The sequence below is a fragment of the Flavobacterium sp. MEB061 genome, assembly GCF_000834715.1.
Taxonomy (GTDB): domain Bacteria; phylum Bacteroidota; class Bacteroidia; order Flavobacteriales; family Flavobacteriaceae; genus Flavobacterium; species Flavobacterium pectinovorum.
Window position 1 is genome coordinate 44,105 of record NZ_JXQR01000006.1, and the last position, 18,336, is coordinate 62,440.

At 33.3% G+C, this 18,336-nt stretch carries 13 protein-coding genes; 11 read left to right on the forward strand and 2 right to left on the reverse strand.

Annotation, left to right across the window (positions count from 1 at the left end; genetic code table 11):
- Positions 1-145: 145 nt before the first annotated feature.
- Positions 146-562, forward strand: a complete 417-nt coding sequence (locus RT99_RS02730) for a hypothetical protein (protein ID WP_042563206.1) — start codon at positions 146-148, stop codon at positions 560-562.
- Positions 563-792: 230 nt separating this feature from the next.
- Positions 793-1,500: a hypothetical protein gene (locus RT99_RS02735; RefSeq protein WP_042563207.1), complete on the forward strand. Its 708-nt coding sequence runs from the start codon at positions 793-795 to the stop codon at positions 1,498-1,500.
- A 91-nt stretch (positions 1,501-1,591) separates the two neighbouring features.
- Here RT99_RS02735 and RT99_RS02740 read toward each other — a convergent pair whose 3' ends face one another.
- Both RT99_RS02740 and RT99_RS02745 read right to left on the reverse strand, forming a co-directional pair.
- Complete coding sequence (locus RT99_RS02740) at positions 1,592-3,328, reverse strand: thiamine pyrophosphate-dependent enzyme (protein ID WP_042563208.1); 1,737 nt, start codon at positions 3,326-3,328, stop codon at positions 1,592-1,594.
- A gap of 204 nt (positions 3,329-3,532) precedes the next feature.
- Positions 3,533-4,060: a hypothetical protein gene (locus RT99_RS02745; protein ID WP_042563236.1), complete on the reverse strand. Its 528-nt coding sequence runs from the start codon at positions 4,058-4,060 to the stop codon at positions 3,533-3,535.
- A gap of 367 nt (positions 4,061-4,427) precedes the next feature.
- Between RT99_RS02745 and guaA the strand changes: the two genes are divergently transcribed.
- From guaA to RT99_RS02790, 9 genes are all read left to right on the forward strand, one after another.
- The gene (guaA, locus tag RT99_RS02750; RefSeq protein WP_042563209.1) at positions 4,428-5,957 is read left to right on the forward strand and encodes a glutamine-hydrolyzing GMP synthase; all 1,530 of its coding nucleotides are present in this window, start codon (positions 4,428-4,430) and stop codon (positions 5,955-5,957) included.
- A gap of 62 nt (positions 5,958-6,019) precedes the next feature.
- Positions 6,020-7,930 (forward strand): LysM peptidoglycan-binding domain-containing protein, encoded by a 1,911-nt coding sequence (locus tag RT99_RS02755; protein WP_042563210.1) that lies wholly within the window; start codon positions 6,020-6,022, stop codon positions 7,928-7,930.
- 95 nt (positions 7,931-8,025) lie between these two features.
- Positions 8,026-10,110, forward strand: a complete 2,085-nt coding sequence (locus RT99_RS02760) for a LysM peptidoglycan-binding domain-containing protein (RefSeq protein WP_042563211.1) — start codon at positions 8,026-8,028, stop codon at positions 10,108-10,110.
- Positions 10,110-10,511 (forward strand): OsmC family protein, encoded by a 402-nt coding sequence (locus RT99_RS02765; RefSeq protein ID WP_042563212.1) that lies wholly within the window; start codon positions 10,110-10,112, stop codon positions 10,509-10,511. Before RT99_RS02760 ends, RT99_RS02765 begins: the two co-directional genes overlap by 1 nt.
- 364 nt (positions 10,512-10,875) lie before the next feature.
- Entirely contained in the window at positions 10,876-12,804 is a 1,929-nt protein-coding gene (gene nagB, locus RT99_RS02770) for a glucosamine-6-phosphate deaminase (RefSeq protein WP_042563237.1), read from the forward strand.
- Between the two features lie 209 nt (positions 12,805-13,013).
- Complete coding sequence (locus RT99_RS02775; RefSeq protein ID WP_035631770.1) at positions 13,014-13,247, forward strand: DUF3820 family protein; 234 nt, start codon at positions 13,014-13,016, stop codon at positions 13,245-13,247.
- A gap of 524 nt (positions 13,248-13,771) precedes the next feature.
- Positions 13,772-15,385 (forward strand): CTP synthase, encoded by a 1,614-nt coding sequence (locus RT99_RS02780; RefSeq protein WP_042563213.1) that lies wholly within the window; start codon positions 13,772-13,774, stop codon positions 15,383-15,385.
- A gap of 78 nt (positions 15,386-15,463) precedes the next feature.
- Entirely contained in the window at positions 15,464-17,368 is a 1,905-nt protein-coding gene (gene yidC / locus RT99_RS02785; protein WP_042563214.1) for a membrane protein insertase YidC, read from the forward strand.
- Positions 17,369-17,462: 94 nt separating this feature from the next.
- A complete protein-coding gene (locus RT99_RS02790) occupies positions 17,463-18,182 on the forward strand; it encodes a toxin-antitoxin system YwqK family antitoxin (protein ID WP_042563215.1) in 720 nt (239 codons plus the stop codon).
- Positions 18,183-18,336: the final 154 nt, after the last annotated feature.

An 18,336-nucleotide genomic window follows, 5' to 3' on the forward strand; every position in this document is an offset into this window, starting at 1 on the left:
CATTACGTTAAAATAAAATAATTCTTACAATTTAGTTTTATTAATATAGGATTTTGTCTATTATTGCAAAATAATATAGACTATTGTCTATTTCTTTAAGGCAATTAAAAAATTATAAAGAAAAATAAAATCTAATATTTTAACTATGAGAAAATTATCTTTTCAAAAACCAATTTGGAATGTTGTGCTATTAGTTACAATGTCGTTATTATTTATTAATTGCAGTTCAAGCCATTATGACGAAGTTATTCCATCAAATAATGCAGCGTTTAATGTAGCCGATTTTTCTTTGAACATAACAAGAAAACAGCTTTATGGTGATTATCTCGCCATAGATTTTGATGTAAAAAACATTTCAAAAACATCATATAGTGTTTATGAACAAGGAACATTCTCTGTAAAATTCACTGCTAAAAGTACTGATGGTGAGGTGTTTCAACGAACTACGTATGTAGATTATTTGGAAACCGGAGTTACTTATTCTGATTATGTTCATCTGGCTTTTAGTGCAAATAAAACCTTAGATGTTTCTACGCTTACAGCCGTAATTGTTAAAGATTAAAGCAAAATAACAAATCCGACTTATGAAAATGAGTCGGATTTTTTTATTTATATAATTTGAGAGAGTAAAATTACGATCGCTTTTTTTGGCAGGTTTTTTGATTCTAAAAATTAGCCTAATATATTGTTATAAAAATCTTAAAGCTGTAGTGCCTAACTAAATTATGCTATTTTTGTGAAGCTACTTTTTGGGTTTAAAATTTTAAAAGTCGATTCGATAATACTATTTCAATGAAACATATTTTATTTTTCATATTATTTTTTACTGTCGCAGCAATGTCGGCACAAACTGAATTTAGTACTAAATACAAAAGTATTCCTGCACCAAAGTTTAGTGCAAAACCAAAGAAAATTCCTGAAGTAAAAGATCCTCAGGGAGAAAATTCAGATATTCCGAGTATAAAAACACCCAACGTTTTTGAGAATACAAGTATAACTCCAAAATCAAAATTTCAGATTGGAGAAGAAAAAAGTAAATTCACCATGTCTACAGAAACTGATTTTGCCAATCCCGGCGATCGTTATGTGCCTAAAATGGAGAAAGAACTGGATAAAGCTTTAAAAGATGCCGGACTAAAAGAAGGAAGGGGAGAATTGGTTAAGAAAAACATTTCCCTTGGAGATTTTAGAACCAAATCAGAATATTTTATTGTAAAATTCAGGGATTTTGGTGCCATCGATGGAGATTTGGTCAGAGTTTCATCCAATGATAGAGTTATTGCAAATCAATTATTTTTGGATGCCAGCTTTAAACAGGTAAAAATCGACCTTGTTAATGGTTTTAATAAACTCGATTTTGAAGCCTTAAACATTGGAACATTGGGAGGAAATACCGCAGAAATCCAGGTTTACGATGATAAAGGAGCCTTAATAACCAATGATTATTGGAACAATCTTGCTGCAGGTTTTAAAGCTTCGATTGTTGTTACGAAAGAGTGACTTTTGGGGTACAAAGCAACAAAGGTTCAAAGGGACAAAGTTACTATACTTTGAAACCTCTGAAACCTTTGTTGCTTTGCAACTTTGAGCCTTATAAACCTTCTTTCAAATGTTTATAATTTGATTTAACGGTATCTAAAACTTCATCCATTTTACCGCCCAGCATTAATTTTGTCATAGATTTTGCCATACCCACAACTTGTTCCCATTCTACTTTTGGAGGCATTGCCAGCGCATTCGGATTCGTAAAAATATTTAGCAAAATAGGACCATTATGTCGGAATGCATTTTCTATTGCTCCTTCAACTTCTTCGGGTTTATGTACGTTTACACCCTGAAAACCCATCGCCTGAGCTATTAAAGCAAAGTCAGGATTAGTCATATCCGTTTCGTTATCCGGCAATCCCTGAACTTCCATTTCGAGTTTTACCATTCCCAAAGCGCGATTATTAAAAACAATAATTTTGATCGGAATATTATATTGATGAATGGTTGCCAAATCACCCAATAACATAGACAAACCGCCATCGCCACACATGGCAATAACTTGTCTTTCAGGATGTGCGAGAGCTGCACCAATAGCCATTGGCATTGCATTGGCCATTGATCCGTGATTAAAAGAACCCAGCATTTTTCGTTCTCCGGTTCCTTTAATAAAACGAGCTCCCCACACACAGGTCATTCCCGTATCTACGGTAAAAATCGCATCGTTATTGGCTAATTTATCGATGATATGAGCGACGTATTCGGGTTGAATCGTGTCTTCTCCGCCATTGTCATCGATATAAATGTTCATGTTTTCTTTTACACTTGCATAAAATTTAAGCTGAGCCTGTAAAAAACTGTCGTCTGTTTTGTTTTCCAGCAAGGGCAGCAAAGCTTCTATTGTATCGGCAACATCACCGCATAATCCCATATAAAGATTGGCTCTTCGGCCTAAACGTTCGGTGCTTGTGTCGATTTGAATGATTTTATTATCAGTAGGCATGAATTTATCATACGGAAAATCAGTTCCTAATAATAAAACTAAGTGTGATTCGTGCATACTATGATATGCTGAAGGCTGACCAAGTAAACCTGTCATTCCTATTTCGTTAGGATTATTGGGCTGAATGCTCATTTTTCCTCTAAAAGAATATCCTACAGGAGCCTTAATATGTTGTGATAATTGTACCACCTGATCGTGTGCTTTTTCAGCTCCAATTCCGCAGAATAAAGTGATTTTTGTACTCTCATTTATGGCTTTTGCCAACTGCTGTAATTCATTATCAGAAGGGCGGATAACGGGATTACAATGAAAAAACTGAGTCGATATATTACTTTCAACGGCTTTTGATTCAGAAACGTCGCCGGGCAGACCAATAACAGCAACGCCTTTTTTGCCTAAAGCGTGTTGTATGGCAGTTTGTATGATTCTTGGAGCTTGTTCAGCCGTCATAATCATTTGATTATAACAACTGCAATCATCAAAAAGTTTGATGGTATTGGTTTCCTGAAAATAATCCATCCCCATTTCTCCTGTATTTATTGTGGATGCAATGGCTAACAAAGGCACATGTGAGCGATGTGCATCATATAATCCATTAATTAAATGAACATGTCCCGGGCCGCAACTTCCTGCACAAACAGCAAAACCGTCTAATTCGGCTTCGGCAGCGGCGGCATAAGCACCTACTTCTTCATGACGAACATGAATCCATTTTATTTTTCCGTTTCTTCGTATCGCATCATTAAAATGATTTAAGCTATCACCGGTAACTGCGTAAACACGTTTTACTCCGGCTTCTACCAACATTTCAACTAATTGTTCTGCAACTATTTTACTCATCGAATGTGTTTTTTAGAATTCCTCTTAAAGGTAACACTCATTTCGATTGGGTTTGTTTTATATTTAAAGAATTATATTTTATAATCTACATTAATTTAGGTTCAAAGTGGCAAAGGTTCAAAGGTTCAAAGGAACAAAGCCGTAAAAGCCACTACACTTTTAAAAACTCTGAACCTTTGTCGCTTTGTAACTTTGTACCTTTTTCTAAAACGGATCCGCAGTCACTCCAAACTTCATATCTGCTTTTACGGTTACATCTTTTGTAAGTGTTTCTTTTAAGGTAACTTGTGTTCTAATTTTATATTGATCAGCTTTTATGTATTTGTCTAATTTGGCGTTGGTGCTAATTAGTTCAATCATATTCGTTGTTTCGGTGATATTATCCTGATACGCCAATTCTATTTCATCAGAATCTGTAGTTGAAATATAAAGGTGAATAGATTTTAGAAATGTAAAAGTTTTTCCGTCAGGATTTGTGATCGTTAGGTTGAGCGATTTTAGTTTTACATCTTTCACTAAACCCGCTTCCGTTTTATTGTTTTTAAATTCTGCCGATGAATTTGTTGTAACATCCGGCGTAATAATTTCCGTAGGTAAATTAATAGGCGAAGTACTTTTTATCTGAATTGAGGCTTCGTTTGAAATTGTAAATGACAATAAATCGTCAATAGCATCGCAGGAAGTGAAAAATAAGGATAATAAAAGGGTTGAGGCAATTAGTTTTGATTTCATACTTGAATGGTTTTTTGCATAGATACGAAGTTTTGGGATTATTGGATTTTTGTTTTTTAGATACAAAGTTTCAAAGACACAAAGGTTTAAAGGAAAAATCCTTCAAATCATAAATTTTAAAATCTTCCAACCTTTGTAAATCAGATTCTTTCAATTTAAAATTGAAAATAAAAGAAATATATATTTTAAGGCAAAAAGATTAAAATTAATAAAGAGATAAAGAAAAATCTTTCAAATTATCAGATTTAAAACCTCTGAACCTTTGAATCTCAGAACCTTTGAACCTAAAATCGGAACTGTGAAAAAAAAATATTTTTTTTTCACAGTTCCGATTTTTCAATTTCGAATATAAAAAGTATTTTTGCGCATGCAACACAACGTACTTATTTTAGATTTCGGATCGCAATATACACAGCTTATTGCGCGTAGAGTTCGCGAATTAAATATATTCTGCGAAATTTTTCCTTACAATCACTTTCCTAGTGATTTATCACCTTATAAAGCCGTAATTTTAGGAGGAAGCCCATTTTCTGTTCGTGCAGAAGATGCTCCACATCCTGATTTATCTCAAATTCGAGGCAAATTGCCAATGTTGGCAGTTTGTTACGGAGCACAATACTTAGCGCATTTTAGCGGAGGTGAAGTAGCAGCTTCAAACACCAGAGAATATGGGAGAGCTAATTTGTCTTATATTAAAGACAATGAAACTTTCTTTGAAGGCGTTTCAGAAAACAGTCAGGTTTGGATGAGCCATAGCGATAGTATCAAAGCTTTGCCAACCAATGCTGTGAAATTGGCCAGCACTCACGATGTAGAATATGCAGCTTATAAAATTGATGGCGAAACTACTTATGCAATTCAATACCATCCAGAGGTTTTCCATTCTACAGATGGATCAAAAATGCTGGAAAACTTTTTAGTAAAAATTGCCGAAGTTCCTCAAAACTTTACACCAAATGCTTTCGTAGAAGAAATGGTGGGAGAATTAAAAGAGAAATTAGGAAACGATAAAGTTGTTTTAGGACTTTCTGGCGGAGTAGATTCTACTGTTGCTGCAGTTTTATTACACCAGGCAATTGGAAAAAACCTGTATTGTATTTTTGTGAATAACGGTTTACTTCGTAAAAACGAATTCCAAAATGTATTAGATCAATACAAAGGAATGGGATTGAACGTAAAAGGAGTAGATGCCGGAGATCGTTTTCTTGGTGAATTAGCCGGAATTAGCGATCCTGAAACCAAACGTAAAACAATTGGTCGTGTATTTATCGAAGTTTTTGATGATGAATCACACTTGATCGAAGATGTAAAATGGTTGGCACAAGGAACTATTTATCCAGACGTTATCGAATCGGTTTCTGTAAAAGGACCATCGGCAACTATTAAATCGCACCACAATGTGGGTGGATTGCCGGATTATATGAAATTGAAAATTGTAGAGCCGCTTAGAATGTTGTTTAAAGACGAAGTTCGAAGAGTTGGTGCTACTTTAGGAATAGATCCTGAATTATTAGGAAGACACCCTTTTCCGGGACCAGGATTATCAATTAGAATTCTTGGAGATATTACTCCGGAGAAAGTTCAGATTTTGCAAGATGTTGACGCCGTTTTTATTGACGGATTAAAATCTTGGGGATTATATGATAAAGTTTGGCAGGCAGGAGCAATCTTGCTTCCTGTAAATTCTGTTGGTGTGATGGGCGATGAGCGTACTTATGAAAAAGTAGTAGCGCTTAGAGCTGTTGAATCTACAGACGGAATGACTGCTGACTGGGTTCATTTACCTTATGAATTCCTGATGAAGGTCTCAAATGATATTATCAACAAGGTAAAAGGCGTGAATCGTGTAGTTTACGATATAAGTTCAAAACCACCTGCAACAATTGAGTGGGAATAGTACCATTTTTAAAATTAAGGTCTTACATTTGTAAGGCCTTAATTTTTTATAACCTACTATTTATGAGAGAACTTTTAACGATTTCTCTTGTGTTTATTTTGTCTTTTAACAAAATAACTGCACAAGATTCAATTATTGAACACAAAATTCAAAAAGGAGAAACGGCTTATTTTATTGCCCAAAAATATAAGGTTTCTGTTGATGAAATTTACAAACTCAACCCCGAATCGCAAAGCGGAATAAAAGACAACCAAATTCTTAAAATTCCGGTTCATGCTGCAGAAAAACCAAACCAAAACCAAACTACTCATATTGTTGGTGCAAAAGAAACTCTTTTTGGTTTATCAAAACAATACGGGATTTCTGTAGAAGCGCTTCAAAATGCAAATCCAATTCTTGCCAACGGACTTCAGATTGGTCAGGAATTAGTTATTCCGCAAAATGCTTCAAATACTTCAAAAACTGAATTTACAAGTTCTTCAAAAGCAACCCATTTGGTTGTGGCAAAAGAGTCGTTATTTAGCATTGCCAGACAATACAATGTTTCGGTTCAGGATTTAGAAACCTTAAATAAAGATTTACTACAAAACGGATTGCAGATTGGTCAGACAATTGCAATTCCGAATAAAAGAAAAACCCTCGACGGCAGAGTTCGCGTAATTAATCAGGAAACTGTTTTTCATGTGGTTGAACCAAAGGAAACCAAATTTTCGATTACTAAAAAATACGGAATTTCTATTGATCAGTTAGAATCTCAAAATCCCGAAATTGTAAACGGATTGGTTGTTGGCAATAAATTGGCCATCAATACAAAAGAAATAAAACCGGCAAACGAGAGTGAAGAATTAATGCTGGCTCTTGCCGAAAAACAAGTTGTTGTCGAAAAAACAAAAGCCAAAACCGTTGAAATTGATGATTTAAAAGACAGATTGGTTGTTCAGAAAGAAATGAATCAGAAAATTATAAAAATTAATGATTTGAAACTAAATCTGGATGATATGAGTGGTTCTAAAGATAATTCGGTCGAAAAACTGAGATTGGTTTTAGAAGCGAATAAAAATGTTCAGGATATTTTAATGGGAAAATTAGATTCTTTGGTTAATACAATGAACAATGATTTGGTTGAATTGAAAAGAATGGATGTTTTAAATATTGACCAATCAAAACGATTAGAAAAACAATCGTATGAAAGCATCGGAAAAACAAACGAATTATCTTCTCAATTAAAGAAAGAACTGGCTGAAAATAGAAAAGCATACGCCGGTTTAATGAATAAAGTAGAAAGAATCGCTGTCGAGGAAAATCAGGAGTATAAGAAGAAAATCCGCGAAAACGAAAAAAATAACAGCAAAACAGGGTTACAGCAACGACTTTCGCTTGACGAAATAAAAAGATATAAAATTGAGCAGGAAAAAGGCGATGCACAAAATCAATTGCTGATTTCTAAAATTGATTCTTTGGATACTCAAAAAACAATCGAAATAAAACGTCATATCAGTAAAGCCTCTTATTATAGTATGGAAGCCAGAAAATTTGATGATAAAGTAGCTTTGATTAAACTGAAAAAATATCAGGATGAAGCAATTAAAAATCAGAATAAAGATAATTCGGCTTTAGTTTCTAAATCAGTTTCAATAGAAGAAATGAGACGAGAATTGAAAGAAAACCCGCTGAAAAATGCAAAAAATGTAAAGATTGAAGTTTTTGATAATCTTAAAGAAGTTTCAAATGGCTATTACTTAGTTTTAGGTATATTTACCGATGCAGCGCCAAGAGATAAGTTTATTATGCAACTTATTGATTCGGGTGATTTTAATGCTAGTTTTTTCTTTAATATAAACAGTCTTTCCTATTATGTTTACTCAGATAAGTATCAAAATATGGAAGAAGTTTTATATCAATGCAAGAAAAGAGAAGAAGATGAGTTATATAAAAACATCATTATTGCTAAGGCCGAAATAGATCTTAGATAATTATTGTGTAAAAATTAACACTGGCCCGAATCTTGCTTTAAGCAAAATTAGTATCTTGTTTTTTGAATTAAAAATTAAATTGTTTTAGCCATATTATGAAATATTATTTAGCATTATTATCTCTTGTTTTTTTTATCAATACTTCTGCCTTTTCGCAGGAGAAAGTGGTAAAATATAAAGTTTCTGCTGGAGAAACCATCAATCAGATTGCAGAGAAATTTAAGGTTACACCTTATGATATTTATTCATTAAATCCTGATGCCCGCACCGGAATTTCGCCAAATTCTGTTTTGTTGATTCCAACGAAAGCAGGAAAAACAGTAGCTAAAGCAGAATCTGTTTCTAAAAATGTTGTTTCAGAAAATGGTAAAACGCACGAAGTTCAGCCAAAAGAAACATTATTTGGAATTGAAAAAAAATATGGTGTTTCTGATGAAGCTTTAAAAGCAGCGAATCCGTTCCTGGTTACAAATGGTTTGCAAATTGGGCAAACGCTGGTGATTCCTTCAAAAGGTTCAGCAGCAAAAACAGTAACTGCAAAAACAGAAAAACCGGCGAAATCGTCTGAAAAATATGTTTATCACGATGTTGTGGCAAAAGAAACGAAGTATTCTATTGCTAAACAATATAAAACCACAGTTGAGGATTTAGAAAAACGTAATCCCGAAATTGTAACAAGTTTGCCAGTTGGCTACCGCTTAACGATAAAAGGTACGGCACCAAAAACAGAAACTTCAGCTTCGGCTGTAACTACTGTTTCGAAACCTTCTGAAACTGCTAAAAAAGGGACCACTTACATGGATTATCAGGTAAAACCAAAGGAAACTTTTTATAGTTTAACACATACATTTCACATTACTCAGGAAGAATTAACGGAATTAAACCCATCGCTTTCTGAAGGTGTTAAAGAAGGAATGGTTTTAAAAGTACCATCTGGCTATGTGGCTCCAGTGCCAATTATTGCACAACAGCAGCCAGTAATTGAAAAATCGGTTGAAAAAACTGCTGATAAGCCAGTTGAAAATACAGGCGGAGGAATCAGAATTCTTGAAAAAGTAAAATCTGAAGAAGTTTCTGTTAATCCGGAAGTAGTTGAGTTAACTAAAAAAAGAGGACAAACGGAACGTCAAAAATTGGTTTTACTGCTGCCATTTAATATTGCTAAAATGCAAAATGACACAACAAGTACAGCAACTCGCCTGAAAAAAGATAAGTTTTTGAATATGACACTTGATTTTTATTCGGGAGCTATGATGGCAATCGATTCGGCGAAAGTTTTAAAATTACCAATTGATGTTGCTATATACGATTCGCAGGAAACAAAAAACACGTCGAATATTTCGAGCCTGATTTCACAAAATAAACTTCAAAATGCAAATGCTGTTATCGGACCATTTTATCAAAGTAATGCCGAAGCTACAGCTAATTCATTGCGTTTGTATAATGTGCCTGTAATTTCGCCTTTATCAAAAGATACGGCAAACCCAATTGATAATTTATATCAGTCAATACCAACAAATGATGTAGTTAGAAACGCTATTTTTGACTATATGCGCAATAAAAACGGAAACATTGTTGCTGTTGTAGATAAGAAGAAAGAATCGGTTATAAATTATATCAAGCAAAATCAAAAAGGAGTTGTATTTGCAGCTTTGTCTGAAACCGGAGGTTTGGATGTGGCGAATTTAAAAAGTCTATTATTGCCAAACAGGCTTAATTATGTTGTAATGGAAACAGCAAATACAGCGATGATTAAAACGACTATAAAAGCTTTAATCGATGCTCAAAAAACCTGTCAGGTTCAATTGGTTATTTTAGAACCAAACAGCACACTTGATACAGATGAAATTAGTTTTGATAATTTGGTAAAATTAAATTTAATGTATCCTTCTGTAACTCGTGAAAGTGATGAGCAGCCAGTTTTAATTTTTGAAAAAGAATACAGACTGAAAAATAAAGTGAATCCAAATTCGTATGCCACCCGTGGTTTTGATGTTACTTTTGATACGATGATGCGTTTGGTACAAGGAAAAACGTATCAGGAAACGACAGATTTAATGACAACGGAACAGGTTGACAATAAATTTCAATACTATAAAAAAGATGATGGCGGACACGCAAACAAAGGTGTCTACATTTTATATTACGACTCAGACTTAACTTTAAAAGTAGCAAATTAATGACATCGAAAGTAACCTATTTAGGCGATTTAAGAACAAAATCAATTCATGTGCAATCAGGAAGCGAAATTATTTCGGATGCACCATTAGATAATAACGGAAAAGGAGAAGCTTTTTCTCCAACAGATACAGTTGCCAATGCTTTAGCAAGCTGCATGTTTACAATTATGGGAATTAAAGCCCGTGATATGAACATTGATTTACAGGATTCTACAGCAGAAGTAACTAAAATAATGAATGCGGAACCAAGAAGAATTGGTGCAATCGAAATTGTTTTTGAATTGAAAGGCGCAGCTGATCAAAAAGACAGAACTATTCTTGAACGTGCAGGGATGACTTGTCCGGTATTTTTAAGTTTAAATCCGGATATTGAAAAACGAATTACCTTCAACTGGAAATAATATCATAAATACAATTTAAAAGCCGTCAAGAAATTGACGGTTTTTTTATGACAATAGATTTTTTTTTGTTTTTCAGCTGAGAAATCAAGAATTAACAAAATTTTCATTGCCGGATATTAGTTATAAAGAACTAATTGGAGTAATTTTGTTATGCAAAAAAAATGCAGATTAATGCGTAAAAAATGCAAATTATACACTTATTATTTTTTTAAGTTATCATGCTCTCTCACAATGATTTACTTAAAAAAGTCAGATAATAATCTTTTTGTTATTCAAATTTAAAGATGTTATCTTTATATGGAATTGATTATAAGTGTTTTATCTTAAAATAAACGACCAAAAAAGAATTAAAAAAAACTATATCATGTTAAAAAGTAAAATCGACAAAGCAACAGGATTCGAAAAACGATTCGAAAACATCAATACTGTTGTTTTTGAAAATTCAACAGATGCCTCAAAAGCAGTTGCACAGGAAATTGCAGCATTAATTCAGGAAAAACAAAAAGAAAATAAACCTTGTATTTTAGGTTTAGCGACAGGATCTTCTCCAAAAGGATTGTATGCTGAATTGGTGCGTTTGCATAAAGAGGAAGGTTTGAGTTTTAAGAACGTAATTAGTTTCAATCTGGATGAATATTATCCAATGGAACCAAACTCAATCAACAGTTATGTTCGTTTTATGAAAGAATTACTGTTTGATCATGTCGATATTTTACCTGAAAATTACCATGTTCCGGACGGGCTTTTAACTAAAGAACAAATTGCCGATTATTGTCACGATTATGAAGCTAAAATTGAAGCTCTTGGCGGAATTGATCTTCAAATTCTTGGAATTGGTGGTAACGGACACATTGGTTTTAATGAATCTGGATCACTTCAAAATTCAAAAACACGTTTGGTAGCTTTAGATCATATTACAAGAGTAGCAGCGAGCAAAGATTTCTTCGGATTGAGCAATACGCCAAGAACGGCAATCACTCTTGGAGTGAAAAAAATCATGGAAGCCAAACAAGTTATTCTTTTGGCTTGGGGTGAAGGTAAAGCAAATATTGTAAAAAAATCTGTAGAAGATGAAGTTACGAATCGTGTACCAGCGTCATTTTTGCAGGAACATAATAATGCCGTTTTTGTTTTAGATAAAGAAGCTTCTTCCAAACTAACCAGAATCAATAAACCGTGGTTGGTAGAAAAAGTAACATGGACAGATAAACTTAGCCGTAAAGCGGTTTTAGGATTAGCACTTCAGCTTAAAAAACCAATTTTAATGTTGACAGATGCTGATTATATCGAACACGGAATGAGCGATTTATTAGCAGATTCAGGTCCGGCATACGACATCAATATAAAAATATTCAATAAGTTACAAAACACAATTACGGGCTGGCCAGGCGGAAAACCAAATGCTGATGATTCAAACAGACCAGAGAGAGCAGAGCCTGCTAAAAAACGTGTCTTGATTTTTAGTCCGCATCCTGATGATGATATTATTAGTATGGGAGGAACTTTTATGCGTTTGCAGGAACAAGGCCATGAAGTGCATGTTGCATATCAAACCTCTGGAAATATAGCTGTTGCGGATGATGAAGCATTGCGTTTTGCAAGATTCGTAATTGATTATAATGAGAAATTCGGAATCAAAAGTGCAGAAGCCGATAACATTTACCAAAAAGCACAAACGTTTTTAGAGAACAAAAAGAACAGTGAAATTGATATTCCTGAAGTTCGTTACATCAAAGGATTAATCAGAAAAGGAGAGGCGAGAGCTACAAGTCATTTTGTTGGTTTGAGCGATGATCAGATTCATTTTATGGAATTGCCTTTTTATGAAACCGGAACAATTGAGAAGAAACCTATTGGACCAGAAGATATTCAGTTAACAGTTGATTTAATTGAAAAGATAAAACCACACCAAATATATGCGGCCGGAGATTTGGCAGATCCGCACGGAACGCACAAAGTTTGTCTGGATGCTATTTTTGAAGCTGTAAAAGTATTGAAACCAAAATCGTTTATGGATGATTGCTGGTTATGGTTGTACAGAGGAGCTTGGCAGGAATGGGGAATTGACGAAGTCGAAATGGCTGTACCAATGAGTCCGGATCAGGTTTTAGCTAAACGTCATGGAATTTTCAAACATCAATCTCAAAAAGATGGTGTTGTTTTTCAGGGAACCGACGCCAGAGAATTTTGGCAAAGAGCCGAAGACAGAAATGCAGAAACTGCTGATTTGTACCAACAATTAGGTTTGGCAACGTATGCAGCGATGGAGGCTTTTGTAAGATGGCATTACTAAGGCACTGAGGTTCTAAGATACTAAGATTCTAAGTTTTTATATTCACTACGAATTCACGAATTGATTTAAATATAATTCGTGAATTCGTAGTGAAATCTTTTTAATCTGTAGTAAAAAAAATAAAAAATTAGAATAGCTTTGCAATAATTTAGAAGCAAGAAAGAGAATAAATCTATATTCTTTTCTCTTGCTTCTTTCTTCTTACGAAAATGGAACAAGACAAAAAACTTCTCATAAAATTAGCACACACCAAAATGCCTTTCGGGAAATACGAAGGACGTTTTTTAATCGATTTACCAGAATATTATGTGGTTTGGTATCACAACAAAGGTTTTCCTAAAGGAGAATTAGGCCAGCAATTACAGCTTATTTACGAGTTAAAATTGAATGGATTGGAAGAATTGATTCGGAATATTAAGAAACAATATCCAAAACCAAATTAAATAGTAAGAAAAATCTTTTGTTATTTAATTTTTTTGTATATATTTGAAGTACAAAATATTATAATTTCCAAAAACAAAGTGATACCACAGAATTCAAGACTGAATTTATTAATGTGTACAAGTCAGTGTTTTGAAATTACAGTATATAAATAAAAAATATTATAATTTTTAAAAACAAATTGGCACCACAGAATTCAAGACTGAATTTATAAATGTGTACAAGTCGATGTTTTAAAATTATAATATTTTTTTTATGCTTAAGCTTTCCTGTATGACTTATAATTTTGACAGAAAGTGAAATTGTTTTTCAATTATTAGTAAATTAGAAAACAGTAATTACCCTCAATTTAAATACATTCTTCAAAAAAAATCCTAATAAATCCTTAAAATTATCGATTACAAACCCAAGTAATCATTCTGTTTAAAAATTTGCAAATTATCTCAATCTCTAATTGATAAATTGTCTAATTAAATTTGTACTTTTGCCAAGTTTTTTACACAACTACAATACAAACAACAACAGAATGAATCAAACAAAATATATTTTTGTTACAGGCGGTGTGACTTCTTCTTTAGGAAAAGGAATTATCGCAGCATCTTTAGCAAAATTGTTACAAGGAAGAGGATATCGTACAACTATTCAAAAATTTGACCCGTATATCAATGTAGATCCGGGAACATTAAATCCTTATGAACACGGAGAATGTTACGTTACAGATGATGGTGCAGAAACAGATTTGGATTTGGGTCACTATGAGCGTTTTTTGAATGTTCCAACTTCTCAGGCCAATAACGTTACTACAGGAAGAGTTTATCTTTCGGTTATTGAGAAAGAAAGAAGAGGAGAATTTTTAGGAAAAACGGTTCAGGTTGTTCCTCATATTACAAACGAAATCAAAGACAGAATGCAATTGCTAGGGAAATCTGGCGATTATGATATTGTAATTACTGAAATTGGTGGAACTGTTGGAGATATTGAGTCATTACCTTATATAGAATCTGTTCGTCAGTTGGTTTGGGAGTTGGGAGAAAATAACGGAATTGTTATTCACCTAACTTTAGTTCCTTATTTGGCTGCTGCGGGTGAGTTAAAAACAAAACCAACACAGCACTCTGTAAAAACGTTGATGGAAAGCGGTATTAAAGCAGATATCCTGGTTTGTAGAACAGAGCATGAACTTTCTGATGAGTTGCGTAATAAACTGGCATTATTTTGTAATGTAAAAAGAGAAGCTGTAATTCAGTCTATTGATGCTTCTACAATATATGAAGTTCCAAATTTAATGCTTGAAGAAGGATTAGATGTTGTGGCTTTAAAGAAATTAGATTTACCTAAAAAAGCATCTCCGGATTTGAAAAACTGGAATACTTTTTTACGCAGATTAAAAAACCCAAAACATACTGTAAATATTGGTTTGATTGGGAAATATGTAGAAATGCAGGATTGTTATAAATCTATTTTAGAAGCATTTATACATGCAGGAGCATCGAATGAAACTAAAGTTAATGTAATTTCTATACATTCAGAACATATCACCAGCGATAATATTGAAGAAAAATTAGGCACTCTTGACGGAGTTTTAGTTGCGCCTGGTTTTGGTGAAAGAGGTATTGAAGGAAAAATTGAAGCAGTTCGTTTTGCACGTGAAAATAATATTCCGTTTTTTGGAATTTGTTTAGGAATGCAAATGTCTGTTATCGAATATTCAAGAAATATTTTAGGTTACAAAGAAGCGAATTCTACTGAGATGAATGATAAAACGAAACATCCGGTTGTGAATTTGATGGAAGAGCAAAAAACAATTACAGATAAAGGTGGAACTATGCGTCTTGGGGCTTGGAAATGTGACATCAAACCAAACTCATTGGCACATAAAATCTACGGTCAAAAAACAATTTCAGAGCGTCACCGTCACCGTTATGAGTATAACAATAAATATAAAGATGAATTGCAGAAAGCAGGTTTAATTGCTTCTGGAGTAAATCCTGATACAGGTTTAGTTGAAATTATAGAATTAGAAAATCATCCGTTTTTCATCGGAGTACAATACCACCCGGAATACAAAAGCACAGTGGCAAACCCACATCCAATTTTTGTAAACTTTGTGGCTGCTGCAGTAATTGCGCATAAAAAATAATAATTAATTCTAAAAGGTGTAACTTTTGAGTAAAACTCATTACTAATAGCCTTTAATGAATAACTTTTTAAAATTATAATGGAAGAAAAAAAATTTGATCTTAATTCAATCATTGGTTTTGTATTGATATTTGGAATTTTGATTTGGATAATGTACCAAAATCAACCTTCTGATAAGGAAATTGCTGCTGAAAAAGCCAAGAAAGAATTAGTTGCCAAACAAGAAGCTCAGGCTAAAGCTGACAAAACTAAAACCGCTGTTTTGCCGGTTGCTGCTGCAACTCCGGGTGATACAGTTCAATTGGCACAATTGCAAAAAACTTTAGGTGGTTTCGCTTATTCTGCTACGCTTCCTTCTGCAAAAGAGTCTTTTACTACAATCGAAAATGAAAAGATGATACTAAAAATCGCCAATAAAGGTGGTTATATAGTTGAAGCTACACTAAAAGAATTTAAAAAGTTTGAGAAAAATTCAGGGCAATTAGTAGAATTGATTAAAGACAATAATGCTAATTTGAATATTCAATTACAAACTACAGATAACAGAACTTTAAATTCTAAAGATTTATATTTTGAGCCAACATTAACTAAAGTTGGTGCAGATCAGGTTTTGTCAATGCGTTTGAAAGCAGGAGCTAACGAATTTTTGGAATACAAATACATTTTGAAACCAAACGATTATTTAGTTGGTTTTGATATTCGTTCTCAGGGATTGAATAAAGTTCTAAATTCATCTAAACCATTAGATTTAGTTTGGGATTTGAAAACGTATAGAAATGAGAAAAGTATTTCTTATGAAAACCGTTATGCAGAGATTTATTATAACTATGAAGACGGAAAAGAAAATTATGTAGGTCAAGGTACTCTTAAGGAAGAAAATCCTGAAAAAGTTGATTACATTGCTTTTAAACAACACTTCTTTACAACTATTTTACAAACTAATACTTCTTTTGAAAAAGCGCATTTAGTTTCTGAAAACTTAGTTAAAGATGAAAAAATCGATACTGTTTTTACAAAACAATTCAAAGCGACAGTTCCTTTGGCTTTCACAAATGGTGAAGTTGATTATAAAATGAGCTGGTATTTTGGACCATCTGATTATAAAGTTTTAAAATCTTTTGATAAAAAATTCGAGAAAATTATTCCATTAGGCTGGGGAATTTTCGGTTGGATCAATAGATTAATTTTTATTCCATTATTCGGGTTTTTAAGTTCTTATATTGCTTACGGAATTGCGATTATCATATTTACTATTCTTATCAAATTGGCCATGTCGCCAATTACTTATAAGTCATTCCTGTCTCAGGCTAAAATGAAAGTTTTACGTCCGGAGATTACAGAATTGGGAGAAAAATTCAAAAAAGACCCAATGAAAAAACAACAGGAAACAATGAAGTTGTATAACAAAGCGGGCGTGAACCCAATGGCAGGATGTATTCCGGCATTGATTCAGCTTCCGTTTATGTATGCGTCGTTCCAGTTTTTCCCTTCAGCTTTTGAGTTAAGACAAAAAAGTTTCCTTTGGGCAGATGATTTATCATCATTTGACTCTGTTGTAAAATTGCCATTCCACATTCCATTATACGGAGATCATATCAGTTTGTTCCCAATTTTGGCTGCAATTGCGATTTTCTTCTATATGAAAATGACGTCTGGAGATCAGCAAATGGCAGCGCCTCAGCAAGAAGGTATGCCGGATATGGCAAAAATGATGAAAATCATGATTTATGTTTCGCCATTAATGATGTTAATTTTCTTCAATAGTTACGGTGCAGGTTTGAGTTTATATAACTTTATCTCCAATTTAATTACAATCGGAATCATGTTTGTAATTAAAAACTATATTGTTGACACAGATAAAATTCACGATCAGATTCAGGAGAACAAATTGAAAGAGCCTAAAAAGCCAAGTAAATTTCAACAGCGTCTTCAGGATGTGATGGAGCAGCAAGAAGCTGCTAAAGCGCAGAATAAAAAGAAATAACAAATAAAAAAATCTCGATTTATCGGGATTTTTTTATACCCCTCAATATAATTTATACAAGACAATTTCGTTTAAGTTTAAAATTGAAATATATATGATTTTAAAAAGACTATTATTTGGATTAGCATTACTAAATGTACTTTTTATAAACGCTCAGGCTGATAGTAATAAACTCGATGCTAACGGCAAGAAAGACGGTTTATGGAAAGGAACTTATGAAGTTTCCAAGCGTCCGCGTTACGAAGGAACTTTTAGTCACGGAAAAGAAACCGGAATATTTAAATTTTTTGATGATACTAAAAAAGGCGATGTAATTGCAACACGTGATTTTAGTGCCAATGACGGAAGTGCTTATAATATTTTTTATGATCAGAATAAAAATAAAGTAAGTGAAGGTAAAGTTATAGGCAAAAATTACGAGGGAGAATGGAAATATTACCATAAAGCTTCTAAAATTGTAATGGCAATCGAAAATTACAAAAACGGAAAACTGGAAGGTGCAAGAACGGTTTTTTATCCAAATGAAAAAGTTGCTGAAGAAATGACTTATGTGAATGGAAAGAAAGAAGGTATTTATAAAAAATGGGGGCAAAACGGAATCATTTTAGAGCAGACAACATATAAAAATAACGAATATAATGGCGATGCTGTTTTTTATGATTCTGATGGAGTTGTAGCGTCTAAAGGAAAATTTTTGAACGGAAAGAAGGTCGGAATGTGGCAGTTTTACTTTAAAGGAAAATTAACCAAAGAGGTGAATATGAGTGATCCTAAAAGCAGTTATAAAGCGGATTCAAAACCGAAAAACGAATAGATTTATAAAGCCCGCAATGCGGGCTTTTTTTCTGCCACAAATTTCACAAATTATTAATTGCCTAAAACCATGAGAAGAAAAATTCGCGAAAATTCGTGACTCGAGCGAAGCGAACAGGCGAGCAAATTCATGGCAACTTTTTCTTTAATTTCAC